Raw genomic sequence first — 22528 nt, forward strand, 5'->3', positions numbered from 1 at the left:
ACGACGACAGGCCCACCCCCGACCCCGCACCTCCGAGGAGCACACCCGACATGACGCCCGCCCAGCCCGACCGCGAGGTCTGGTTCCTCACCGGCAGCCAGTCCCTCTACGGCGACGACACCCTGGCCCAGGTCGCCGAGCAGTCCCGAGCCATCCGTGACACCCTCGCCGACCAGCCTCAGATGACCGTCCGGATCGTCTGGAAGCCGGTCCTCACCGACGCGGCCGCCATCCGCGCGGTCTGCCTGGAGGCCAACGCCGACGACCGCTGCATCGGCCTCATCGCCTGGATGCACACCTTCTCCCCGGCCAAGATGTGGATCGCCGGCCTCGACGCCCTGAGCAAGCCCCTGCTGCACCTGCACACCCAGTCCAACAGCCGGCTGCCCTGGTCCACCATCGACATGGACTTCATGAACCTGAACCAGGCCGCCCACGGCGACCGCGAGTTCGGTTTCGTCCAGACCCGCCTCGGCGTCCCGCGCAAGACCGTGGCCGGCCACGTCTCCCACCCCGAGGTCGTCGACCGCATCGCCGGATGGACCCGCGCGGCCGTCGGCCGGTCCGAGCTCACCACCCTCAAGCTCGCCCGGTTCGGCGACAACATGCGCGACGTCGCCGTCACCGAGGGCGACAAGGTCGAGGCACAGCTGCGGTTCGGCGTCTCGGTCAACACCTACGGCGTCAACGACCTCGTCGCCGTCGTCGATGCCGCCCCCGACGCCACCGTCACCGCCCTCGTCAAGGAGTACGAAGACCTCTACGCCCTCGCGCCCGAGCTGCGGTCCGGCGGTGAGCGCCACGAAGCCCTGCGCTACGCCGCCCGCATCGAAGCCGGCCTGCGCGCCTTCCTCACGGAAGGCGGCTTCCGCGCCTTCACCACCAACTTCGAGGACCTCGGCGGCCTGCGCCAGCTGCCCGGCCTCGCCGTGCAGCGCCTGATGGCGGACGGCTACGGCTTCGGCGGCGAAGGGGACTGGAAGACCTCCACCCTGCTGCGCACCCTGAAGGCGATGGCCCACGGCCTGCCCGGCGGCACCTCCTTCATGGAGGACTACACCTACGACCTCACGCCCGGTCAGGAGCTCATCCTCGGCGCCCACATGCTGGAGGTCTGCCCCTCCCTGACCACGGCCACGCCCGCCTGCGAGATCCATCCGCTCGGCATCGGCGGACGGGAGGACCCGGTCCGCCTCGTCTTCGACGCGGACCCCGGCCCGGCCGTCGTCGTCGGCCTCGCGGACATGGGCGACCGGTTCCGTCTCGTCGCCAACCACATCGACGTCGTCGCCCCGCCCGAGCCGCTGCCCCGGCTGCCCGTCGCGCGCGCCGTCTGGCGGCCCCGTCCCGACCTCCGTACGTCCACCGAGGCATGGCTGACGGCCGGAGCACCGCACCACACCGTCCTGACCACCGCCCTCGGCGGCGAGGAGCTCGACGACCTCGCCGAGATGCTGCGGACCGAACTCGCCGTCATCGACGAGGACACGACCGTACGGCGTTTCACGCGCGAGCTGCGCTGGAACCAGGCGTACCACCGTCTGGCCCAGAGCCTGTGAACGCCTCCAGCCCCACCCCCACCAGGACGGAGCCCCCCGTGCGCACCACCGTTTCCGAGGAGCTGCGCCGGGAGGTGCTGGAGGCCAACCTCCGTATCCCGCAAGCCGGGCTCGCCACCCTCACCTGGGGCAACGTGAGCGGTGTGGACCGGGAAGCCGGCGTCTTCGTCATCAAGCCCTCGGGCGTGGCCTACGACGTCCTGAGGGAGGAGGACCTCGTCGTGGTCTCCCTGTCCGACGGGAGCGTCGTGGACGGCCACCTGCGCCCGTCCACCGACACGGAGACGCACCGCAGCCTCTACCTGGCCTTCCCCTCCATCGGCGGCGTGACCCACACGCACTCGACCCACGCCGTCGCCTTCGCCCAGGCCCGGCGCCCGATACCCGTGCTCGGTACGACCCACGCGGACACCTTCAACGGGCCCGTCCCCGTCACCGCCGCCCTCACCCCCGAGCAGTGCGCCACGGACTACGAGTACAACACCGGCCAGGTCATCGTGGACCTGCTGGGCCGTGACGACACCCGGGCCAAGGAGGTCCCCGGCGCTCTCGTCGCCCACCACGGCCCCTTCACCTGGGGCGAGGACGCCACCACGTCCCTGGAGCACGCCGTCGTCTGCGAGGCGGTGGCCGAGATGGCGCTCCACACCATCGCCCTGGGCGCGGTCGAACCCCCGCAGCACGTCCTGGACCGCCACTTCACCCGCAAGCACGGCCCGGACGCGTACTACGGAAACCGTCCCTCCCGCTGACCCGCCGGGAGGGGAGCCGGGATCATCCCGGCTCCCCTCCGTCGACGGCGTGGGATCAGCCGCGGGTCCAGCGCTGGTTGGTGCCGTTCCAGCAGGTGTAGAGCTGGATCAGGGTGCCGTTGGCCGTGCCGTTGGCGGCGGCGTCGAGGCAGAGGCCGGACTGGACGCCGACGATGGAACCGTCGGAGTTGAGGCGCCACTTCTGGTTGTCGGCGCCCCAGCAGCTGTAGATCTGGACCTTGGAGCCGTTGGCGGTGCCGGCGGCGTCGAGGCACTTGTCGCCGTAGACCCTGAGCTCACCGGCGGCGGTGAGGGTCCACTGCTGGTTGGTGCGGCCGTTGCAGTCCCACAGCTGGACCTGGGTGCCGTCGGCGGTGACGGCTCCGGGCACGTCCAGACAGCGGCCCGAGGCGACTCCCTTGATCTGTCCGGCGCCGGGGGAGGGGGTCGGCGTGGGCGTGGGCGTGGGCGTCGGCGTCGTGGAGACGGCGTTCAGCGCGTTGAGCACCGAGGTGTAGGCCGGCTTCTTGCTGCCGTCGTTGTTGAACAGCAGCGGCGTGTGCTCGGCGCGCCAGGAGTCGCTGTCGCGCACGCCCCACACGGTGATGCCGAGGCAGCGCGGGACCGCCAGGCAGTCGTTGGTCACGTTGGCGTACGTCGTCGGCGAGGCGCCCTGGATGTCGAGTTCGGTGACGGCCACGTCGACGCCGAGGGCGGCGAAACTCTGGAGCGTGGTGCGGAAGTTGCTGTTGTACGGGCTGTCGTTGTTGAAGTGCGACTGGAAGCCGACGCAGTCGATCGGCACGCCGCGCTGCTTGAAGTCCTTGACCATCGCGTACATGGCCTGGGTCTTGGCCCAGGTCCAGTTCTCGACGTTGTAGTCGTTGTAGCAGAGCTTGGCGGCCGGGTCGGCGGCCCGCGCGGCGCGGAACGCGACCTCGATCCAGTCGTTGCCGGTGCGCTGCAGGTTGGAGTCGCGCCGGGCTCCTGAACTGCCGTCGGCGAAGGCCTCGTTCACGACGTCCCACTGGCCGATCTTGCCCTTGTAGTGGGTCATCACGCCGTTGATGTGGTTGGTCATCGCCTGGCGCAGCGCGCTCCCGCTGAGGTTCTGCATCCAGCCGGGCTGCTGGGAGTGCCAGGCCAGGGTGTGGCCGCGCACCTGCTTGCCGTTCCGCACCGCCCAGTCGTAGACCCGGTCGGCGGCGGTGAAGGTGAACTGCCCCTGCTGCGGTTCGGTGGCGTCGATCTTCATCTCGTTCTCGGCGGTCACCGAGTCGAACTCGCGGTTGGCGATCGTCGTGTACGTCGAGTCGTTGAGCCGGCCCGAGGCGATCGCCGTGCCGAAGTACCGGCCGCTCTGCTTCGCCGCGCTGCCCAGCGTGCTCTCGGCGGCGTGCGAGGTCAGGGGCGCCACGATCACGGCGCCGGCACCGAGGACGCCGGCGATCAGCGCCGCGGACAGTCCGCCGGCCCTCCGGCGGAGAGTGGTCGGGGGAAGAGCGCGTGAGCGCATGGAAGAACCTCCTGGAGTGAATTCGCGGAAGGCTGTGAAGGCGGCAGGAAGAATCCGCGTCGGTGCTGTCTTCGTGGATGAACAAAAGACCCGCGCACTAACTGGGCGTACCGAAAAGGGGAGACGCCGCCTCGGAAATCAGTGTGGAAACGCGGCGGAAACAAGTCAATACTTTCGAAGATGTTTCGAATGGTGGCCCGCTTCGAAATAATTTCGATGCGGACCGCCCCTGATCTGTGTCTATCGTCAGGCAGAGATTTCCGGACAGGTGAGGCCGAACCACGGGAAACGGGCCTCGCCGGTGGACGGATAGCCCTGGGATCCGGCGTAGAGACCGATATGCGCACTGGTGAAAAGCGGGGCAAGAAACGTCGCTTCGGCGGTGGCCGGTTCCTGCCGGAAACCGCCGGGTGGCGCGGAGGAGAAGGAATGGCGGAAAGCGCGGATGCGGACCCCCGGGCGGACAGGTCCCGGAGGGAGGGGAACGCCGGTGAGGACCTCGGTCCCGCGGCGCAGACTCAACCCCTCCGCAGTGCGGAGGAACAGGAGGTGGGCGTCGTCGTCGAGGACCACGGCGAGGCCCGCGGTGATCGGCGCGGTGCCGTACACCTGGGCCAACCGCCCGAGTCCGTGGGGGCGACGTCGTCGGAACCGGGCGCGGGTTCACCGGAATCGTCCTCCATCGGCGCGACGGGCGCTCCCGGATTCGAGGCCAGCGCCCAGAAGCCGGCGAGCTGCCCCGCCTCCTCCTCCACCACCATCCGTCTCAGGAGATCGGCGACGCGCTCGGACGCGGGCAGGAGGGGGCCACGCCAGGAATCGGTCAAGGGGTTCTCCTAGCACCGGGGCGTGGCGGTGGAGAGCCGGACCTTGAGCTCGGTCGACAGCTCCATCCGGGGGCTGACCAGCGGCTGGTCCTCCAGAAGCTGGAACAGGGCGCGGGCGGCGAGCCGGCCCATCTCCTCCAGCGGCTGGCGGACCGTCGTCAGCGGCGGCGACAGCCAGTCGCACATCGGCAGGTCGTCGAAGCCGACCACGCTCAGGTCCTCCGGGACGCTTAACCCGGCCTGCCGCGCGGCTTCGTAGACGCCCATCGCCTGCTGGTCGCTGCCGGCGAAGATCGCCGTCGGCGGGTCGGGGAGGGCGAGCAGTTCCTGGGCGCGCCGGAACCCGCCCTCGTGCTGGAAGTCGCCGAAGCGGATCAGGTCGCGGTCGACCTCGACCCCGGCTCGCTCCAGCGCCGCCCGGTACCCGTCGATGCGGGCCTGGCTGCAGAGCATCTCCTTGCGCCCGCCGATCGCGGCGATCCGGCGGTGCCCGAGCTCCAGCAGGTGCTCGGTGGCGGCGAGGCCGCCGGCCCAGTTGGTCGCGCCGATGCTCGGCACGCCCTTGTCCGGCAGGTCGATCGGGTCGATGACGACCAGCGCCACCCCGGCCCGTTCGACCTGGTCGCGCTGGGCCCGGGTGACCGAGGAGGTGACGAGGATGACGCCGTCGCTGTGGTGCAGGACCGGCAGCGCGGCCCAGCTGGACGGCGTGGCCTCGCCCGGCGGGACGAGCGAGACGACGGTGCCGACGCTCCGCCGGGCGCACTCGGCCTCGACGCCGCGCAGGATCTCCACCGCCCACGCGCTGTCCAGACCGCCGAGGATCAGGTCGACCAGCCCCGACCTGCGGGCCCTGGCCTGGCGGCCCGGGGGAAGGTAGTTGCGGGACCGCAGCAGGGCCTCGATCCGTTCGCGCGTCGACGGCGCGACATCGGAGCGGCCGTTGATCACCTTGGAGACGGTGGCCTGGGAGACGCCTGCCTCCGCGGCGATGACGGCCAGGGTCGGGCGCTGCTCGCTCAACTTCTCTCCTCTGCCCGGACGCATCGGTCGACGCCGTGTACCGCAAACATTTCGAAGAGTTTCGGATCGTGTGACCGGCTTGTCAACCCTGGAAAGCTCCTGTTTTTCAAGGGAGTTCGGTGAGAAGTCTTGACCGGGAGGTCCCTCGTTCCTAGTTTGTGGCCTCACGGAGTTTGAGAGTGTTACGAAAAGTTTTCGGGCTCGAATCGGCAACCCTCATCCCCGGAGGTCCCATGGCCTGCGTCCACCCGAGCCGACGAAGCTTCCTCGCGATCTCGGGCCTGACCACCCTGTCCGTCCCGCCGGCCGCGGCCTGCGGCGGGGGTTCCGGCGAGGGGCGGCCTCGCCGCGGGCGCCACGACATGCTGACCCGCCCCGTGTTCCACCGTTCCGAGGAGACCCCGTGAAACGTCTGACAGCCCTGACGGACGTCATGTTGTTAGCGCTAACAATCCATGCGACGGCCGAGCCCGCGCCACCTGCGGCCGAGCCCGTGCCACCCGCGGCCGAGCCCGTATGAGCCGGGGCCGAGCTCGTACGCCCCACCGTCGACTTCCGCACCGACCTCCAGCCCATCGACGGCTTCGGCTTCTCGATGGCCTTCCAGCGCGCCGACCTGCTCCACGGCGCACGCGGCCTCGGCCCCGCCAAGCGGCGCGAGGTGCTCGACCTGCTGCTCAGCAAGGACAAGGGCGCGGGCCTCTCGATCCTGCGCCTCGGCGTCGGCTCGTCGGCCGACAGGGTCTACGACCACATGCCGACGATCCTGCCGGCCGACCCCGGCGGCCCGGACGCCACGCCGACGTACGTCTGGGACATCTGGGATGTCTGGGATGTCTGGGACGGCGGCCAGGTCTGGCTCGCCAAGGAGGCCGAGGCCTACGGCGTGAAACGGTTCTTCGCCGACGCCTGGAGCGCCCCGGCCTTCATGAAGACCGACGGGAGCGAGAACGACGGCGGCGAGCTCCGGCCCGAATGGCGCCAGGCCTACGCGAACCACCTCGTGCGGTACGCGAAGTTCTACCGCCGGGAAGGCATCGAAGCGTCCAGACGCTCACCACCACCGGCTTCGCCGAGACCCCGCTGCACCCCGGCGGCGTCGTCCGGTTCACCCCCGGCACGATCCACCGCCTCGTCAACGCCGGTGGCCTGCGCCTCGTGGTGCTCACGCAGAACAGCGGACCCCCCGAGGCGGGTGACGCCATCCTCACCTTCCCCGCACCCGTGCTCGCCGACCCCGACGCCTACCACGCGGCCACCGCCCTCACCGGCGACCGTGCCGCGGCGGCACGCCGCCGCCGAGACCTGGCCCTCGAAGGCTTCCTGGCCTTGCGGGCAGGCGGGCTGCCGGAGTTCCACAGTGCGGCCCACCGCCTGAAGCGCGAACTCCTGGACGCACGGGAGACCCGCTGGCGTCGTGGCCCCCTGGCAGCGGCCCGCACGACCGGCCACCAGCCGGAACGGCTGAGGGCCGGAGACCTCACCCACCTCGGCCACGGCGCGGTGTCGCGCCTCGAACGCCCGGAGCGCCCCCGCTTCGGCACGTGCGGCCTCCTCCACCCCTACTCCCTCCCCGACCCGTCGGGATCACCCCGCCCCCGTCCTCCGAAGGAGCTCTCCTGATGCGCTTCCGCCATCCACCCCTCGTCCTGAGCCTTGTCCTCGCGGTCCTGTCGTCCCTGCTGCTCGGGGCGTCCCTCCTCGGCGCCCAGCCCGCCGCCGCGGCGACCGTCGACACCAACGCCTGGTACGTGCTGGTCAACCGCAACAGCGGCAAGGCCCTCGACGTCTACAACCTGTCGACCAGCGACGGCGCACGGATCACCCAGTGGAGCAGGAACGACCAGAACCAGCAGCAGTGGCAGTTCGTCGACTCCGGCGGCGGCTACTACCGCGTGAAGTCCCGCCACTCCGGCAAGGTCCTCGACGTCCAGGGCGCGTCCACCGCCAACGGCGCGGCGATCGTCCAGTGGTCCGACGCGAACGGCACCAACCAGCAGTGGCGACTCGCCGACAGCGCCGACGGCCACGTGCGGCTCGTCGCCCGCCACAGCGGCAAGGCACTCGAAGCGCAGGGCGCTTCCACGGCCGACGGCGCGAACATCGTCCAGTACGACGACTGGGGCGGCGCCAACCAGCAGTGGCAGCTCGTCAAGGTCGGCGCCGGCACCCCCGGCACCTGCGCGCTCCCTTCGACGTACCGCTGGTCGTCGACGGGCGCCCTGGCGCAGCCCAAGGCGGGCTGGGCCTCCCTCAAGGACTTCACCATCGCCCCGTACAACGGCAAGCACCTCGTCTACGCGACGACGCACGGCGCCGCGGGCACGGGAGCAGGCTGGGGCTCGATGAACTTCACCCCGTTCACCGACTGGTCGCAGATGGCCACGACCGGCCAGAACACGATGACGAACTCCGTCGTCGCGCCCACGCTCTTCTACTTCGCGCCCAAGAACATCTGGGTGCTCGCCTACCAGTGGGGCAGGACCGCCTTCTCCTACCGCACCTCGACCGACCCCGCCAACCCGAACGGCTGGTCGGCGGAGCAGGAGCTCTTCTCCGGCACCATCACCGGCTCCGGCACGGGCCCCATCGACCAGACGCTCATCGGTGACGGCACGAACATGTACCTGTTCTTCGCCGGTGACAACGGCAAGATCTACCGGGCGAGCATGCCGATCGGGAACTTCCCGGGCAGCTTCGGCTCGTCGTACACGACGGTCATGACCGACACGACGAACAACCTCTTCGAAGCCCCGCAGGTCTACAAGCTCCAGGGCCAGGACCGCTACCTCATGATCGTCGAGGCGATCGGCTCCCAGGGCCGGTACTTCCGCTCGTTCACGGCCACCAGCCTGAACGGCACCTGGACGCCCCAGGCCGCGACCGAGAGCAACCCCTTCGCCGGGAAGGCCAACAGCGGCGCCACCTGGACCAACGACATCAGCCACGGCGAACTGGTCCGCGCCACCAACGACCAGACCATGCCCGTCGACCCGTGCGCCCTGCGGTTCCTCTACCAGGGGCGCGATCCCAACTCCGGCGGCGACTACGGCCAGTGGCCCTACCGGCCGGGCCTGCTGACCCTGCAGCGCTGACGACGTGACAGCGGCCCGCCTCCCACCGGTCAACCGGTCGGAGGCGGACCGCCGCACGTACGGCGCGCGGAGACGCCCGGCGGCTCTCCTCCGCACACCCTGTGAACCCGACGCGGCCGGCGCCGAGGCAGGCCGGTCGGCATCCGGTCGGCATGAGTCCCCGCGCGTTCCGGGGCGATCGTCCGAGCAGACGCCTGGGCGAAGGGAAAGCGCAGGCAGGGAGCCGTCCCGGAGGAGTGCACAGTGCTGCGCACTCTGTTCGGGTCCAAGATCTGGCTCTTCGGCGTCGCCACTGGTCAGGGGCATCATGCGCCCCCTCGGGTCAGCAAACGGTCAGCATGCGTCCCTGACGTGTCCCGGCTTGCTGGCTTGCGACTGACAGTGCGGTGCCTGAGCAGGTTTTTGGGCTGGAACGGATGGTGCGTGACATGGCCCGACAGCTCGCCCGCGGCATGGGGTCCTTCTTCAAGGACTGCGGCTGCGCGAAGCCCACCCGCTGCCCTCACCCGTACTCGATCCGCTTCCGCGACGCGCTCGGCAAGCAGCGCGAGGAGTCCGGATACGGCACGCAGGACGACGCGATCGAACGGCTCACGCAGCTGTATGCGGAGAAGAAGACCACGGCGCCGTCGGTGGCGGCGGCCCGACGTGAGTTGGGGCAGCTGACGGTGGAGGAGTACGCGAAGCAGTGGCGGCCCCGGCAGCGCAGGATGACGGACTACTCCACGGGCGAGCACGTCGACAGTTCGATCAACGTTCATATCGTCCCGCGTCTGGGGTCGAGGAAGCTGAACTCGGTCACGCCGATGGTGGTCGAGCGGTTCCTGGACGCGATGGAGAGCGACGGGGTGGGCCGCGGAAACCAGGTGAACATCTTCCGGGGCCTGAAAACGATCCTGCGGGACGCGTATGCCAAGGGTGCCATGGTCGACGATCCGGTGAAGGGGGTTCAGGAGCCGGAGTACGTGCGTGAGCAGGTGGTCATTCCGTCGCTTGCCTACGTGAAGAAGGCGCTGACGGTCGCTGACGAGGACTTGGCGCTGGAGATCGTCATGATGGCCGGCTGTGGTCTGCGCAACGGCGAGACGCGGGCCGTCAACGTGAACAACGTCGTGGCCCAGGACGTCTACCGGGTGCGCGAGCAGATCCACTCCAACACGCTGAAGCCGGCGAAGCTGAAGCACCGCAAGGCGGGGGAGTTCCGTGAGGTGCCGTTGCCGCGGTCGGTGCGGGAGGCGATCGAGCGGTACGAGGCCAGGCACGGCACCACGAAGGGCGGCTACCTGCTGCGCGGCCCGGGCGGCTACTTCACCGAGGGCATGGAGAGGCGGCGCGTGAAGAAGCTCTTCAAAGACCTGCCACCGGAGGAAGGTGTCGGGATGTACGGCTTTCGGCACTACCTCGCATCCAACGCTCTCGGAAGCGGAATCCCGATTACCGACGTGGCGGAGTAGATGGGTCACAAGTCCATCGAGGAGACGTACCGGACCTACCGGCACCTGATGCCGGGCAGCCTCACCAAGGCCGCCCGGATCCTGGACGCCGGCCTCCGGGAAGCAGCCTGATCTCCGGAACTGAGGGAACAACAGGTTCTTCGTCTCCTGGTGGTACAGCAGCTGCACCCATGCTGGCCAGGAAGAACAACAGCCGGCGCGCCCCCTTCTTGCTGGGTCTGGTCCGGAAACGGTCCGGATCTCGACCCGGCGGTCGTGCGCTGGGCCTGTAACGTCGGTGGCTTGATCTCGCTCGTCGACCTACTGGCTTGGTCCTCGAGCACGAGCCTGGTTTGATTCCGCCCACCGGGGCCGGATCAGGACGATGTTCGAGGAGACCCCGTCAGGCCTCAGCCTACTTGGTGGCGATGTGTCAGCTCAGGGCGCATGCGAGTGTTTCAGACGTTTGATCACATCGCGCGATGGTCACCCAATGGCGGTGCGATGATGTGCCACATGGTGCTTCACGTGGGGGTGGCCGCACTCCGCAAACGACGGATGCAGTTGCGGGACAGCGCGGGCAAGGTGGCGGACGGCGGGGACACAGTCACCTCATGTCTCCTTCTGTTCTATGCAGCGGAGTGCGCGCTCAAGGAGAGGGTGCTGGCACGCCGAGGCCTCCGGGACACCTCGCATCTCGAGCCGACACACGACCTCTGGAAGCTGGCAAAGGATCTGGGCTTGCCGCGGCATCTCGGAGCTGCGCTGAAGGGGATGAAGAACTGTCGCACTGCCGGTCAGCCTGGTGTGAATGTGGCCCTAGCGGACCTGCATCAGGCCTGGCGTTATGGTGTGAAACTGCATGTCGAGGACGAGAAGAAGGCCCGTGGCCTGCTGGATGAGCTCATCTCATGGTGCGAGCAGGACTGAGGGGACCGAGTCGTGGCAGAACTTGGACAGCTGGAGATCATGGACAGCGGAATCGTGCCTCCGGGCCACCTCTTCAGCTGGGTGGATGTGGATGAGCATCTGACCAGGCTGGCTTTGGCCGGGGAGTGGCCCGACTGGCTCGTCGCCGTCGACGGCTGGTGGGATTCTCTGGAATTGGTCACCAAGAGCTCTGTCGAGCTCAACACGGTGAAGGGCTGGCTGGACGAAGTGTTCGGCACGGGGTCAGCCGCGTGGGTTGACGGTGACCTGTTGCTAGGCCTTGACGACCCCCGAACCGTTGAGCTCACCGGGCTGCGAGTTGAACTGAGCGTGAAAGCTGAGCCGCCCGGCGGCGCAGCGAGGAGGCGAGTCCCGCTGCTTCGGGAGAAGCACATCACTCGTCAGCTGGCAGAACCTCTGCACCGCCCTGACACGCCAACCTTTGCCGACGATGTGCAGCTCATGGCGTTCCACTCATTCAAGGGAGGTGTCGGACGCACCGTACACGCGGTGGCAGTCGCTGACAGGCTGGCGCGGAGCGGTGGGAAGGTCCTGCTGATTGACGCCGACCTGGAGGCTCCTGGCATCACCTGGATGCACAAGGAGCAGGGCGGCCAGTGCGACTTCACCTACGAGGACTTCATCACCCTTCTCCAGGGTGACGAGAACAGCGAATTCGCGGCAGCCGTCGACATCGCAGCCGCCTACCTGCCCAATCAACAGGCTGGCCACTATGCCAGTGGCGGGAGTATCACCGTCATGCCGTCGAGTCGCCGTGTGACGTTGGCTCCACCGCGAATCGAGCCTGCGGACCTGCTTACCCCCGGGCGATCTGTGTACTTCGTGACAGAGGCGTTGGCCGCTTTGGGCGCCCGACTCGGAGCAGACACGGTGGTCATCGACCTCAGAGCTGGTGCCTCTGAACTTTCCGCACCCGTGCTTCTCGACCCCAGGGTCCAGCGAGTGTTTGTGACCACGCTGAGTCATCAATCCCTCGCCGGAACGGAGCTGCTGGTTCAACAACTTGGTCGAAAGGCGCCCACCGTTCAAGGGACCGACCCTGCAACGTCGGTCATCGTCACTCAGTACCGGATGGACACTCACACGGCTCAGGCCGATGCTGCCCGCAGCATGCTCTCGGCCGCTTTGGGGTCGGCTCTCCATGGTCCGGTGGAGACCGACAGAGATGACACGGAATCCGTCGATGTCGCCCTACTCGCACAGCCGGTGCTGAGCCCCTTCAGAGAGGAACTGCTTGCGCTCCCGTCCTCCTGGGACGAAGTGCTGGACGTGATCTCGTCATGTGGAGTCGCTGACGGACTCGAGTCCCTGCTCCCGGTTCCTGCAGCCCACACCACGGCTGAGGCCGCCCCGGGGATGGCGGTGGACTACGGTCAGTTGCGCCGCAACCTCGCACGAACTGCAGGCAACCTCGTCTATGCGGAGCAGAGCGGCCTGTCCTCGGCCGGCGGCTTCCTCGTGACGGAACCGCTCCGACGCCTACTCGCCGATCACCGGACCGAGCTGCCGCAGGCCCTCGTCGTGGGTGCGAAGGGGGCGGGTAAGACCTTCATGTACGCGAAGGCCTGCGCCGCGCGTACGTGGCAGACGTTCGCCGAGCAGTCCGGGGTCAGAGGCGTCACCGTCGAAGCGCCCATCGTTCCTGTCCTGGAGTCAGCAAACCTGGAATACGGAGATCTTCAGCCGCAAGACCTACGTGACGCTTTCGCGTCGGCGAACGGTGGCGAGCCGCTGCGGAATGTCACCAGCTCCACCATCTCGGACCGGCTCAAAGCCGGTCTGGGCAGGCTCGGTGGTCAGGATGAACTCGGTTGGCGGAGCCTGTGGCTGGAATGCCTGGCCATGGCCTGCGGACTGGAAGTTTCGGAGCAGCGAACTTCAGAAGAGGCATTGATCGAGCTTGGCCGCCGGGCCAAGGCGGTCTTCGTGATCGACGGCCTCGAGGATCTCATGCAGAACCTGGACAGTGACACAAAGCGCACCGCCCTAAGGGTTCTGCTGATCGACGTCCTTGGATGGCTCCGCTCCCTGCGCGGCCGCCCCTTCGGCCTTGTGGTCTTCGTCCGGCGTGACCTGGTCACCGGCGCCGTTCGGCAGAACAGCGGCCAGCTCCTGGGCCGGTACGATCACTATGCCCTGCATTGGAGCAAGGAAGAGGCCCTGCGTCTTGCCTTGTGGGTGACTGCGCACGCCGATGCACTGCCCGAATTTGTTCCGCTCTCTGGGATCACCGATCTTTCGACGGATGATTTGATCAACAGCCTCATCCAGGTATGGGGCTGGAAGATGGGCAGCGCGAAGTCCCGAGAGGCGCGCTCCCACCTGTGGGTCCCTGCAGCCCTGGGCGACTTCAACGGCCAAGTGCAGGCGCGCGATGTAGTGATGTTCCTCGCAACAGCAGCCAAGAATTCTGAGCAGTACAACGACACCGTGGACGACCGTGTGCTCGTCCCCACTGCCATGCGCAAGGCCTTGCTGGAGTGCAGCAAGAACAAGATCATTTCGGTGGGGGAGGAGAACAAGGAGATCGGGAGGCTGCTGGTGCACATGCAGGGCCTCGGTCACTCTGTTCTGGTTCCGTTCGACCTCGAGCAGGTCGAGTTGACTGTGACGGATGCGGACCTGCTGATTGAATCCGGGGTCTTCAGTAAGGGGGCCGACGGGCGCTACTGGGTGCCGGAGATCTATCGACATGGTCTTGGCTTCAACAGTGAGCGCCGTGCACGGGTGCTCTGGTAGCAGGCCTCAGGCGATGGCGGTGGAGCGCAGGTTCGAGTCCTGTCATCGCGAGTCGAAAGAGTCGTAGATCACAGGCCGTATCGGAGTCATCTGATGCGGCCTCGAGTTTGCGTTGGGATCCCTCGGGGTCGATTGGAGGTCGCGGCGGTCGGAGCGGCTCGCGTGGTAGTGAATGCCGCGGGGGCCGGCGAAGCGTGCGGAGATCATGCAGTCATGCTGCCTTGATTCGGCCCGTTGCTCTGCTGCGCACGGGCGCGTACGCCATTACGGCCAGTATTGACGACGCTGCTTTCGGTGAAGCGGTCTCCGTGGGCCCGGTCCCGGGCGTGGCGAGGACACCTCAAGTCCGTGCCCTTCGCTCGTACCGAAGGGCCGTTCCATACGCCTGACAATCACTGGCGGGGCTGGCGGCCACTGGCTAGGCGATGTCTTCAAACGATCTTGCCTGGTGGATCATGGTGGTGTGATACGTCGCCATGAACTGTCGGATGCCGAGTGGGAGTTCGTCCGGCCGTTGCTGCCCGAGTCGTTGCGCGGGGGGAAGCGGCTGGACGACCGCAGGGTCCTGAACGGGATCGTGTGGAAGTTCCGGACCGGGACGGCCTGGCGGGACGTGCCCGAGCGATACGGCCCATGGGTAACGCTCCACACGCGTTTCCGCAGGTGGGCGGCGGACGGCACGTTCGACCGGATGCTCCAGGCCGCCCAGGCCAAGGCGGACGCGGCGGGCGACATCGAATGGCTCGTCTCGGTGGACTCCACAGTCGTCCGTGCCCACCAGCATGCGGCCGGAGCCCGAAAAGGGGGCTCCGTGACCCGGCGCTCGGACGGTCCAGAGGCGGGCTGACCAGCAAGATTCACCTGGCCTGCGACGGCCGGGGCTGTCCGCTCGCCTTCGTCGTCACCGGCGGCCACACCGACGCCTGCACCCAATTCACCGCCGTGATGGAAGCCATCCGAGTGCCTCGGATCGGCCCCGGACGGCCCGGCGTCCGGCCTGATCACGTCCTGGGCGACAAGGGCTACAGCTCGAAGGCGATCCGCTCCTGGCTCCGCCGCCACGGCATCCCGCAACCGGGCCCGGCGCGGCAGCCACGGAGGCCGCCCGCCGGCCTTCGACCGCGAGGCATACAAACACCGCAACGTCGTGGAACGGTGCTTCAACCGTCTCAAGCAATGGCGAGGGATCGCCATCCGATACGACAAGACCGCCCAGTCCTACGAAGCAGCCGTCACCCTCGCCTCACCCCTGATGTGGGCCTGACATTTGACGACAGAACCTAGGGGGCGATCCCGCTCGGCTGTACAGCTGACTTCCCCGACAGCCGGCGCCCCGAGGGGTGGCACGCGTGTACGTCGTCGGGCGGCGCGGGTCGGGAATCGCCCGGGCCGCCCGCCCGTCCTCGAGGATGGCGAGCCGGGTCTCCGATGACTCTCGCCATCCGGCGGCGAGGCCCTGTGGGGACCTACCGTGACGGCCGACTGAAGAACGTGACCGGTCGTTCCCGCCGTACTCCGTCGACGTCGACGTCGACGTCGACGGACTCGTCGTAGAAGGCCACCCGGTCTTTGATGATCTCTACGGAGGGCAGGGGGTCGGGGTAGCTCCAGGCGATGTCGGGTCGCACGTCGGCGTCGCCGGCCCAGGACCAGTACTCGCTCGCCAAACCCTTGTACGGACAGCGGGTATGCCCGTCGGTACGGGTGAAGAGGTCGAGGCGGACGTCCTCCCTCGGGAAGTAGAAGCGCACCGGCAGGCCCGTCTCGAAGAGCAGAACCGGCGTGTGCGTGTCCGCGACGACCGTGCCCGCGATCTCGACCTGGACGTGTCGACTGCTGGGCAGGGCGTCCACCCGCTTGTGCGGGTCGCGCGGGTGCACGAAGATCTCTTCGTCCTCCTCGTACCAGTGGTCGAGAACGTCGCGCCCGAACCATTCGAAGCTGATGTGGTCGGCCAGCTCCTCTCCGGGGTAGGTCCAGGCCGCCGCCCCCACGGTCCGGTCGGGGAGCACGAGGTCGTAGAAGACCGTCGCTCCCGCGTGACGCCGCAGACTGGCGGGCCGCTCCGTCCGCCGCAGCAAGTCCGTCCGGACATCCCTGGTCGGGAACGCGTAGAGGGGGACGGGGCGACCGGGCTCCCACACGAGAACCGGTCTACGGCTGTCCACGATCGTGAGCTCCCCCGCCGTCGCACGCACCCAGCGCTCCGCCGGCTCCCAGAAGACGCTGTCGGACTTCTCCCGGCGGCGTACGACGGGCACGGCTTCCGGGCCGGACTTCGGTGCGGTCACCGGTCTCTCCTCTCGCTCCGGTTCCTGCCACGGGTTGTCTGGACCCGCGTCGCGGTAAGGGTGGCAGCCGGTATGGTCCACGCTGCTCCGGATCCCGGCCGATGGCAAACGGCCCGCCGGCGCTCCTGCCGGCACTTCGAAAGCGTCCCTGGGACCGGTGCGTGGCCATCGCGGTGCGCTGCTGCAAGCACACGGCGAAGTCGAGGCCGGAGTGGACGCACGGCGAACGTGACATCCGGCGCGCCACCCGCGGGGGCGCGTTGACCGGCGCGGGTCTCCCGCTACCCCCGTCCCGGCTACCACGAGCGAAGGAGGGAGGGCCGCGCGCCAACTGCCGTAGGAGGTGATCTCGCGGGCGCCTTCGAGAGCCTGCGGTTCGCAGAGGAAGCCGGTCGCAAAGGTGCCGTCCGCGAGGTCCATCCTGCCGAGAGTCATCGGGCGGGGCAGGGCCGCGAGGAGTGCGCCCTGCATCGGCCCCGCGCTTGCAGCAACGTCAGTAGGTAGGCCCGTACGCGCATTCGCTCCAGCGCCGAAGCGGCCGGTGCGCCTCGGGACTGGCACGGGCTGTACCGCGCTTCCTGCTCGCGAGGCCTCCGGGTGCGAAGCCGTCCTCCGTGAGGTGTGGGGAGGGGTTTCCCACACCGTTGATAGATCGTCAGGTAAGTCAGCATCGGGTCAGCATGAGTCGCCGACCTTTCCCGAGGAATGCCTGAACGGGGCTTTGCGGCGGCGCGAAAGCCCAGGTGGGGAGCCGTCTCACCTGGCAGGAGCGATGTTCCTCACAAACATCGTTCGGCGCGTGCCGGTGTAGAGTCGCGACCGCCCTTGACCTGCACGAAGCAGGCAGGGAGCCGTCCCAGAGGAGTTCACAGTGCTGCGCACTCTGTTCAAGTCCAAGATCTGACTGTTTGGCGTCGCCGCAGGTCAGGGGCATCATGTGCCCCCTCAGGTCAGCAAACGGTCAGCATGCGTCCCGCACGTGTCCCCGCTTGCTGACCTGCGACCGACAGTGCGGCGCCTGAGCAGGTTCTTGGGCTGGAACGGATGGTGCGTGACATGGCCCGACAGCTCGCCCGCGGCATGGGGTCCTTCTTCAAGGACTGCGGCTGCGCGAAGCCCACCCGCTGCCCTCATCCGTACTCGATTCGCTTCCGGGACGCGCTCGGCAAGCAGCGCGAGGAATCCGGATACGGCACGCAGGACGACGCGATCGAACGCCTCACACAGCTCTACGCGGAGAAGAAGACCACGGCGCCTTCGGTGGCGGTGGCCCGCCGGGAACTGGGGCAGCTGACGGTGGAGGAGTACGCGAAGCAGTGGCGGCCCAGGCAGCGCCGGATGACGGACTACTCCACGGGAGAGCATGTCGACAGTTCGATCAACGTGCATATCGTCCCGCGTCTGGGGGCGCGGAAGCTGAACTCGGTCACGCCCATGGTGGTCGAGCGCTTCCTGGACGAGATGGAGAGCGACGGGGTCGGCCGAGGGAACCAGGTGAACATATTCCGGGTCCTGAAGACGATCCTTCGGGACGCGTACGCCAAGGGGGCCATGGCGGACGATCCGGTGAAGGGGGTCCAGGATCCCGAATACGTGCGTGAGCAGGTGGTCATTCCGTCGCTCGCCTACGTGAAAAAGGCTCTGGCGGTCGCAGACGAGGACCTGGCGCTGGAGATCGTCATAATGGCCGGCTGTGGTCTGCGCAATGGTGAGGCGCGGGCGGTGAACGTCAACAATGTCGTGGCGCAGGACGTGTACCGGGTGCGGGAGCAGATCCATTCGAACACGTTGAGGCCGGCGAAGCTGAAGCACCGCAAGGCGGGGGAGTTCCGGGAGGTGCCGCTTCCGCGGTCGGTGCGGGAGGCGATCGAGCGGTACGCGGAGAAGTACGGCACAACAGGGGACGGATACCTGCTGCGAGGCCCGGGCGGCTACTTCACCGAGGGCATGGAGCGGCGGCGGGTGAGGAGGCTCTTCGCGGGCCTTCCGCCGGAGGAGGGGGTGGGGATGTACGGCTTCCGCCACTACTTCGCCTCCAACGCCCTCGGCAACGGCATCCCCATCACCGACGTCGCGGAGTGGATGGGCCACAAGTCCATCGAGGAGACGTACCGGACCTACCGGCATCTGATGCCGGGCAGCATCACCAAGGCCGCCCGGATCCTCGACGCCGGCCTCTGGGAAGCAGCCTGATGTCTGCCCCCAGAGGGAACAGTAGGTATCGCCGCAGGGCGGGCAGGGCCGGGAGATCGCCCCGTCCCGCCCGCCCGTCGGTGGCTATGGCGCGGCGTATCGGTTCAGCACGTGCCGGCCGGGCGTGCGCGGGTGACGAGGTTCGTCGCGCCGGTCGTGCCGTCGAGCCAGAGCACTCGCTTGCCGGTGTCGGCGGCCGGGAAGATCTGGTCGCCGCGGCCGCAGGAGACCCGCTTCGGGCCGCCCTTGCCGTCGGGGGCCACCTGGAAGAGCTTCGGGAGCGTGGCGTTGCTCCAGGAGGTGGCCGGTGGCATCGACACGACGGTGACCGCGTCGTCCGAGGCCGTGAGGGAGTAGCCGTAGAGGGAGCCTTCGCCCGCCTCGGGCAGGACGGTGACGGGGTTCGAGCCGTCGGTGTTCACACGCTCCAGGGAGGCCTTTCCGCCGTCCTGGACGTCGACGTCCCGCAGCCAGAGGACGCCGTCGTCCGTGACGGCGGTCTGACCCACACCCATCGTCTCGGCGGGGTCGCCCGGAAGCAGGGTCTTGGTACCGGTCGCCGTGTCGAAGACCTCCGCGCCCAGGCGGTAGCCGTCGCGCTCCGGCCACATCTTGGCGTACGCGATCTTTCCGTTCCGGACGGAGGGCAGGGCGGTGGACAGGGCGTGGTCGGCGTTGTCGACGAAGCCGGTGGTGCCCGACCGCAGGTCGATATAGGCCACGTGCTCACCGCCGGTGTACGGGTCGATCAGGGAGTAGACGACGTGGTCGCCGTCGACGGCCAGCGAGGTGAGGGCCGTGCCGGAGGCCCCTACGGTCCGCTCCAGACCGCCGGCGAGGGGGCGGACCTTGATGGCGATCGACTGGGGGCCGTACTCTGCCCAGGCGACGGTGGTGCCGTCGGTGTCCGCGTACACGGCGTAGTTGCCCGTGTTGCCGCTGACGAGCTGCGGCGCCCCCTTGCCGTCGGTGCGGCCGGCCCACACCGAGTAGGGTTCGCTGCCGTCCGCGCCGGAGCGGGAGACGGCGTACCAGCCCTTGCCCGCGCCGACCCCGGTGCCGGTGATGTTGACGTCCGGGATCAGGGTGTCGGCGTCGATGCCGAGTCCCTTCTCCCAGCCGTCGATGATGCCGTGCTCCGTGAAAGCGTCCTCGACGACGGCCAGTTGGGCTTTGGTGGCGCCCAGCTCGCGGGCGGCGGCCGTGACGGCGGCGCGTCCGTCGGTGAAGCCGTCGAGCGGGGTCATGTAGGCGGTCAGGGCCCGGTAGACGATCCGGTCGGCGAGGTCCGCCCCCAGGTTCTGCCGGATGTCCCACAACGCCCCGGAGAAGATGGTGGAGTTGAGGTGGACGCCGCCGTTGTCGCCGCGCAGCGTGACGCCGACGAAGTCGTCCTGGGTGGTCGCGCCGTCGTCGAGGTCGCGCAGGGCGCACTCGCGGGGGGCCTTCGTGGTGCACAGGTCCTCGCCGAGTAGGGCGGCGTCGGGGTCGTCCATGGGGACGCCGTTGGCCTCCAGGTCGATGGCGTTGCCGAAGTAGTCGGCCACCGCTTCGTTGATCGCCCCGGACTGGCCGACGTACACGAGGTTCGCGCTGTGCTCGACGACACCGTGCGTCATCTCGTGGCCGACGACGTCGGTGTCGGCGGAGAAGGTGTGGTAGCCGTCGCCGCCCTGGCCGTACACCATCTTCTGGCCGTCCCAGAAGGCGTTGTTGAACGGCCGGCCGTTGTTGACCACGCCGACCAGGGAGTTGACGAAGCCGCCCTTGCCGTCGAGGCTGTCCCGGCCGAACTTCGAGAAGTAGTAGTCGTAGACCTTCCCGGCCGCCCAATGGGCGTCGATCGCACCGGAGTCGGTGAACTCGGCGCCGAGGTCCGTGGTGGTGGAGCGGAAGGTCTTGATGCCGCTGGGCCACGTGCCGGACGCTGAGGACGCCTCGCGGCCGCGGGCGTCGTAGGTGGCCAGCAGGGTGCCGCTGAACGGGGAGGTGGCGGGCCGCTTGCTGTAGTCGATCATCTGGTAGGCGCCGTCGGTCCCCTGGTACAGGTTCACCTCCGTCTTCTCGCCGTTGTAGCGGGTGCCGGCCCCCTTGACGACGAGCTGCTGGGCGGTCGTACCGGAGGCGTCGGAGGCGTCGGCCGCGTCCGTCGTGGCGCCGGCCGCCGTGCCCGTCGCGCCGAAGCTCTTGATCCCGCTGTACTGGAGGACGGGGAAGCCGGAGCGCGCGTCGACGTAGACCTCCTGCTTCACCGGCCGCCCGTCGGCCGGGCCGACCCCGGTCACGGTGATGTGCCGGGTGAGCACGCCCTTCCCCTGAGGCAGAACGACGAGCCCCTGTGCCTCGCCGGTGAGCGTGGCGGAGCCCTTCGGGGCGTCCTGGGCCGGGCGGGTCAGCGGCCCCGCGCCGAGCTGGGAGACGACGGCGCCCACGGCGCGGTCGATCGCCACCGCCTCGGACACCTCGGGCTGCACGGTGTCCAGGTCGAGTCGTGTGAAGTACCGGCCGGAGGTGCCGGTCACGGTGCGCTTGCCGGCCTTCCTCTCCATGCGGACGACGTATTCGCCGCCGAGCACGGGAACGCCCCGGTAGTTCTGACGGAGCCGTACCGTCTCGCGGCCACCCTCGCTGTCGGTCCTGCCGGCCGTCAAGTCCTTCCCGGGATCGGGGATGTGGTAGCGGTCCCGCTTGGCGGCGAGGTGGCCGCGGGCGGCGTCGGCCGCGCTGCCGTCGGCGGCCACGGGTTCGTCGAGCCCGGTGACGAGCGCCGGGGTGGCGGTGGCGGGTATCTCGTTCGTGGGCGCCGGAGCCGTGTCGGCGTGGGCCGGGGCGCCGGGCAGCAGCAGGGCGGCCGCAGCGAGCACGGCGGTGATGCCGGAGCCGGCGGCGGTGCCCGCGCGGCGGCGGCCGTACCCAGGCCGGGTGCGTGAAATGGGCAAGACGTCCCTCTTCCAATGGGCGGAGTCCGATGGGGGTGGCCACATGGAAGTACGCCGACGGCGCCCGGACAACGGAGCGGGCATGCCGAATAGTGGACATGCTCACTTGTGTGTCCACGGCGTCCGGGTCCATGATCCATCCCCATGAACTGGCCTGACAGGAGCCCCGACTGGGCGGAACTGGGTCTGGGGCCCGACGAACTGAAGCTCTACGAAGCCCTTCTCGCCGCGCCTCGGCCCTCCTCACTCGCCGCCCTCGCCCGAGCCGCCGGAGTGCCGGCCGACCGGCTTCCGGCCGCTCTCGACGTCCTCGCGCGGCACGGACTCGTCCTGCCTCCGGCGGCGGGGCGCCCGCTGCCGGAGGCGGTCCCGCCGGGCACCGCGCTGCGCCGGCTCGTCCACGTCCGCCGGTCGGAGCTCCTCGACAGGTCCTCCCGGCTGGAGCTGCTGAGCGCTTCCGTGGACAGGCTGGCCGCGCGGTTCCCGGGCGGAGCGCCCGACGAAGCACGCACCGGCATCGAGGTGTTGAGCGGCCGCGAGGCGATCGTCGCCCGCACCGAGGCGCTTCTCGCCTCGGCGGGAGGGGAGCTGGCCCTCCTCGACCGGCCGCCCTATGCCTCAAGCCCCGACGGGGGTATGCCCGTTCCGCTCGCGGTCACCGATCTGGTGGGACGGGGCGTCCGGGTCCGGGTGGTGGTGGATCGCGAGGGTCTCGATCTCCCGGGGAGGGCACGCGGGCTCAACCTGCTCACCCAGGAGGGCGTCGAGATCCGGGTGGCACCGGCCCTTCCGACCAAGTTGATCCTGATCGACGGGCGTGTCAGCCTGCTGCCGCCCACTGACGCGGCCGACCCCACGGCCGCCGCGCTCGTCGTCAAGGACTCCGTGCTCCACCATGTGCTCGTGCCGTTGTTCGAGTCCGTGTGGGAGCGGGCGGTGCCCATCGGTCCGGGCGCGCAGGACGACGTGACGGCCGAGGATCGTGAACTCCTGACCCTGCTCGCCTCGGGCATGAAGGACGAGGCGATGGCACGCCGGCTGCAGGTGCACGTGCACACGGTCCGGCGGCGCATCAAGCGCCTTCTGCTGCTCCTGGACGCGGAAACCCGCTTCCAGGCCGGTGTACAGGCGCTGCGCAAGGGCTGGTTGACGCTCTGATCGCCTCGGTCCGCCTGGCGCCGACGCGGTGGGCGGGGCCGTATGCAACGGT

At 68.8% G+C, this 22528-nt stretch carries 14 protein-coding genes and 2 pseudogenes; 10 read left to right on the forward strand and 6 right to left on the reverse strand.

Annotation, left to right across the window (positions count from 1 at the left end; all coding sequences use genetic code 11):
* Positions 1–50 precede the first annotated feature (50 nt).
* Both araA and araD read left to right on the forward strand, forming a co-directional pair.
* On the forward strand, positions 51–1559 hold the full coding sequence (gene araA / locus ACF1ED_RS03030) for an L-arabinose isomerase (RefSeq protein ID WP_391756620.1): 1509 nt from the start codon (positions 51–53) through the stop codon (positions 1557–1559).
* A gap of 38 nt (positions 1560–1597) precedes the next feature.
* Positions 1598–2311 (forward strand): L-ribulose-5-phosphate 4-epimerase AraD, encoded by a 714-nt coding sequence (gene araD, locus ACF1ED_RS03035; protein WP_391756621.1) that lies wholly within the window; start codon positions 1598–1600, stop codon positions 2309–2311.
* A 55-nt stretch (positions 2312–2366) separates the two neighbouring features.
* On the opposite strand, the gene ACF1ED_RS03040 is transcribed toward araD, so the two are convergent.
* The 3 genes from ACF1ED_RS03040 to ACF1ED_RS03050 form a co-directional block, all read right to left on the reverse strand.
* Positions 2367–3827: an endo-1,4-beta-xylanase gene (locus ACF1ED_RS03040; RefSeq protein ID WP_391756622.1), complete on the reverse strand. Its 1461-nt coding sequence runs from the start codon at positions 3825–3827 to the stop codon at positions 2367–2369.
* 246 nt (positions 3828–4073) lie between these two features.
* Positions 4074–4445 carry a hypothetical protein gene (locus tag ACF1ED_RS03045; RefSeq protein WP_391756623.1) on the reverse strand — a complete coding sequence of 124 codons (372 nt, stop codon included), beginning with the start codon at positions 4443–4445 and terminating at the stop codon, positions 4074–4076.
* 218 nt (positions 4446–4663) lie between these two features.
* Positions 4664–5677, reverse strand: a complete 1014-nt coding sequence (locus tag ACF1ED_RS03050; RefSeq protein ID WP_391756624.1) for a LacI family DNA-binding transcriptional regulator — start codon at positions 5675–5677, stop codon at positions 4664–4666.
* A 975-nt stretch (positions 5678–6652) separates the two neighbouring features.
* On the opposite strand from ACF1ED_RS03050, the gene ACF1ED_RS03055 reads away from it, so the two are divergent.
* From ACF1ED_RS03055 to ACF1ED_RS03080, 6 genes and pseudogenes are all read left to right on the forward strand, one after another.
* Positions 6653–7300 (forward strand): cupin, encoded by a 648-nt coding sequence (locus tag ACF1ED_RS03055; protein WP_391756625.1) that lies wholly within the window; start codon positions 6653–6655, stop codon positions 7298–7300.
* Positions 7300–8772: a non-reducing end alpha-L-arabinofuranosidase family hydrolase gene (locus ACF1ED_RS03060; protein WP_391756626.1), complete on the forward strand. Its 1473-nt coding sequence runs from the start codon at positions 7300–7302 to the stop codon at positions 8770–8772. The genes ACF1ED_RS03055 and ACF1ED_RS03060 overlap by 1 nt, the downstream gene beginning before the upstream one ends.
* Before the next feature lie 428 nt (positions 8773–9200).
* Positions 9201–10226 carry a tyrosine-type recombinase/integrase gene (locus ACF1ED_RS03065; protein ID WP_391756627.1) on the forward strand — a complete coding sequence of 342 codons (1026 nt, stop codon included), beginning with the start codon at positions 9201–9203 and terminating at the stop codon, positions 10224–10226.
* A 495-nt stretch (positions 10227–10721) separates the two neighbouring features.
* Positions 10722–11135, forward strand: coding sequence for a hypothetical protein (locus ACF1ED_RS03070; protein WP_391756628.1), 414 nt, complete (start codon positions 10722–10724; stop codon positions 11133–11135).
* Between the two features lie 12 nt (positions 11136–11147).
* Positions 11148–13895, forward strand: coding sequence for a KGGVGR-motif variant AAA ATPase (locus ACF1ED_RS03075; protein WP_391756629.1), 2748 nt, complete (start codon positions 11148–11150; stop codon positions 13893–13895).
* Between the two features lie 466 nt (positions 13896–14361).
* A pseudogene (locus ACF1ED_RS03080) lies at positions 14362–15159 on the forward strand (IS5 family transposase).
* A 202-nt stretch (positions 15160–15361) separates the two neighbouring features.
* Here ACF1ED_RS03080 and ACF1ED_RS03085 read toward each other — a convergent pair.
* Positions 15362–16186, reverse strand: coding sequence for a DUF427 domain-containing protein (locus ACF1ED_RS03085; RefSeq protein WP_391756809.1), 825 nt, complete (start codon positions 16184–16186; stop codon positions 15362–15364).
* 330 nt (positions 16187–16516) lie between these two features.
* Positions 16517–16657: pseudogene (locus ACF1ED_RS03090) on the reverse strand (hypothetical protein); the annotation flags it as partial.
* A gap of 585 nt (positions 16658–17242) precedes the next feature.
* Between ACF1ED_RS03090 and ACF1ED_RS03095 the strand changes: the two are divergent.
* Positions 17243–18379, forward strand: a complete 1137-nt coding sequence (locus ACF1ED_RS03095; RefSeq protein ID WP_391756630.1) for a tyrosine-type recombinase/integrase — start codon at positions 17243–17245, stop codon at positions 18377–18379.
* 104 nt (positions 18380–18483) lie between these two features.
* On the opposite strand, the gene ACF1ED_RS03100 is transcribed toward ACF1ED_RS03095, so the two are convergent.
* Positions 18484–21312, reverse strand: a complete 2829-nt coding sequence (locus tag ACF1ED_RS03100; RefSeq protein WP_391756810.1) for a M4 family metallopeptidase — start codon at positions 21310–21312, stop codon at positions 18484–18486.
* Positions 21313–21462: 150 nt separating this feature from the next.
* On the opposite strand from ACF1ED_RS03100, the gene ACF1ED_RS03105 reads away from it, so the two are divergent.
* Entirely contained in the window at positions 21463–22476 is a 1014-nt protein-coding gene (locus ACF1ED_RS03105) for a LuxR family transcriptional regulator (protein WP_391756631.1), read from the forward strand.
* The last annotated feature ends 52 nt before the right edge of the window (positions 22477–22528 follow it).

This window comes from Streptomyces sp. NPDC014656, from assembly GCF_043084305.1.
In the GTDB taxonomy this organism is placed as follows: Bacteria; Actinomycetota; Actinomycetes; order Streptomycetales; family Streptomycetaceae; genus Streptomyces.

Coding starts and splice junctions, on each gene's coding strand:
- araA (WP_391756620.1), top strand. CDS start 51: ATGACGCCCGCCCAGCCCGACCGCGAGGTCTGGTTCCTCACCGGCAGC.
- ACF1ED_RS03040 (WP_391756622.1), bottom strand. CDS start 3,827: ATGCGCTCACGCGCTCTTCCCCCGACCACTCTCCGCCGGAGGGCCGGC.
- ACF1ED_RS03055 (WP_391756625.1), top strand. CDS start 6,653: ATGGCGCCAGGCCTACGCGAACCACCTCGTGCGGTACGCGAAGTTCTA.
- ACF1ED_RS03060 (WP_391756626.1), top strand. CDS start 7,300: ATGCGCTTCCGCCATCCACCCCTCGTCCTGAGCCTTGTCCTCGCGGTC.
- ACF1ED_RS03065 (WP_391756627.1), top strand. CDS start 9,201: ATGGCCCGACAGCTCGCCCGCGGCATGGGGTCCTTCTTCAAGGACTGC.
- ACF1ED_RS03070 (WP_391756628.1), top strand. CDS start 10,722: ATGGTGCTTCACGTGGGGGTGGCCGCACTCCGCAAACGACGGATGCAG.
- ACF1ED_RS03095 (WP_391756630.1), top strand. CDS start 17,243: ATGGCCCGACAGCTCGCCCGCGGCATGGGGTCCTTCTTCAAGGACTGC.
- ACF1ED_RS03105 (WP_391756631.1), top strand. CDS start 21,463: ATGAACTGGCCTGACAGGAGCCCCGACTGGGCGGAACTGGGTCTGGGG.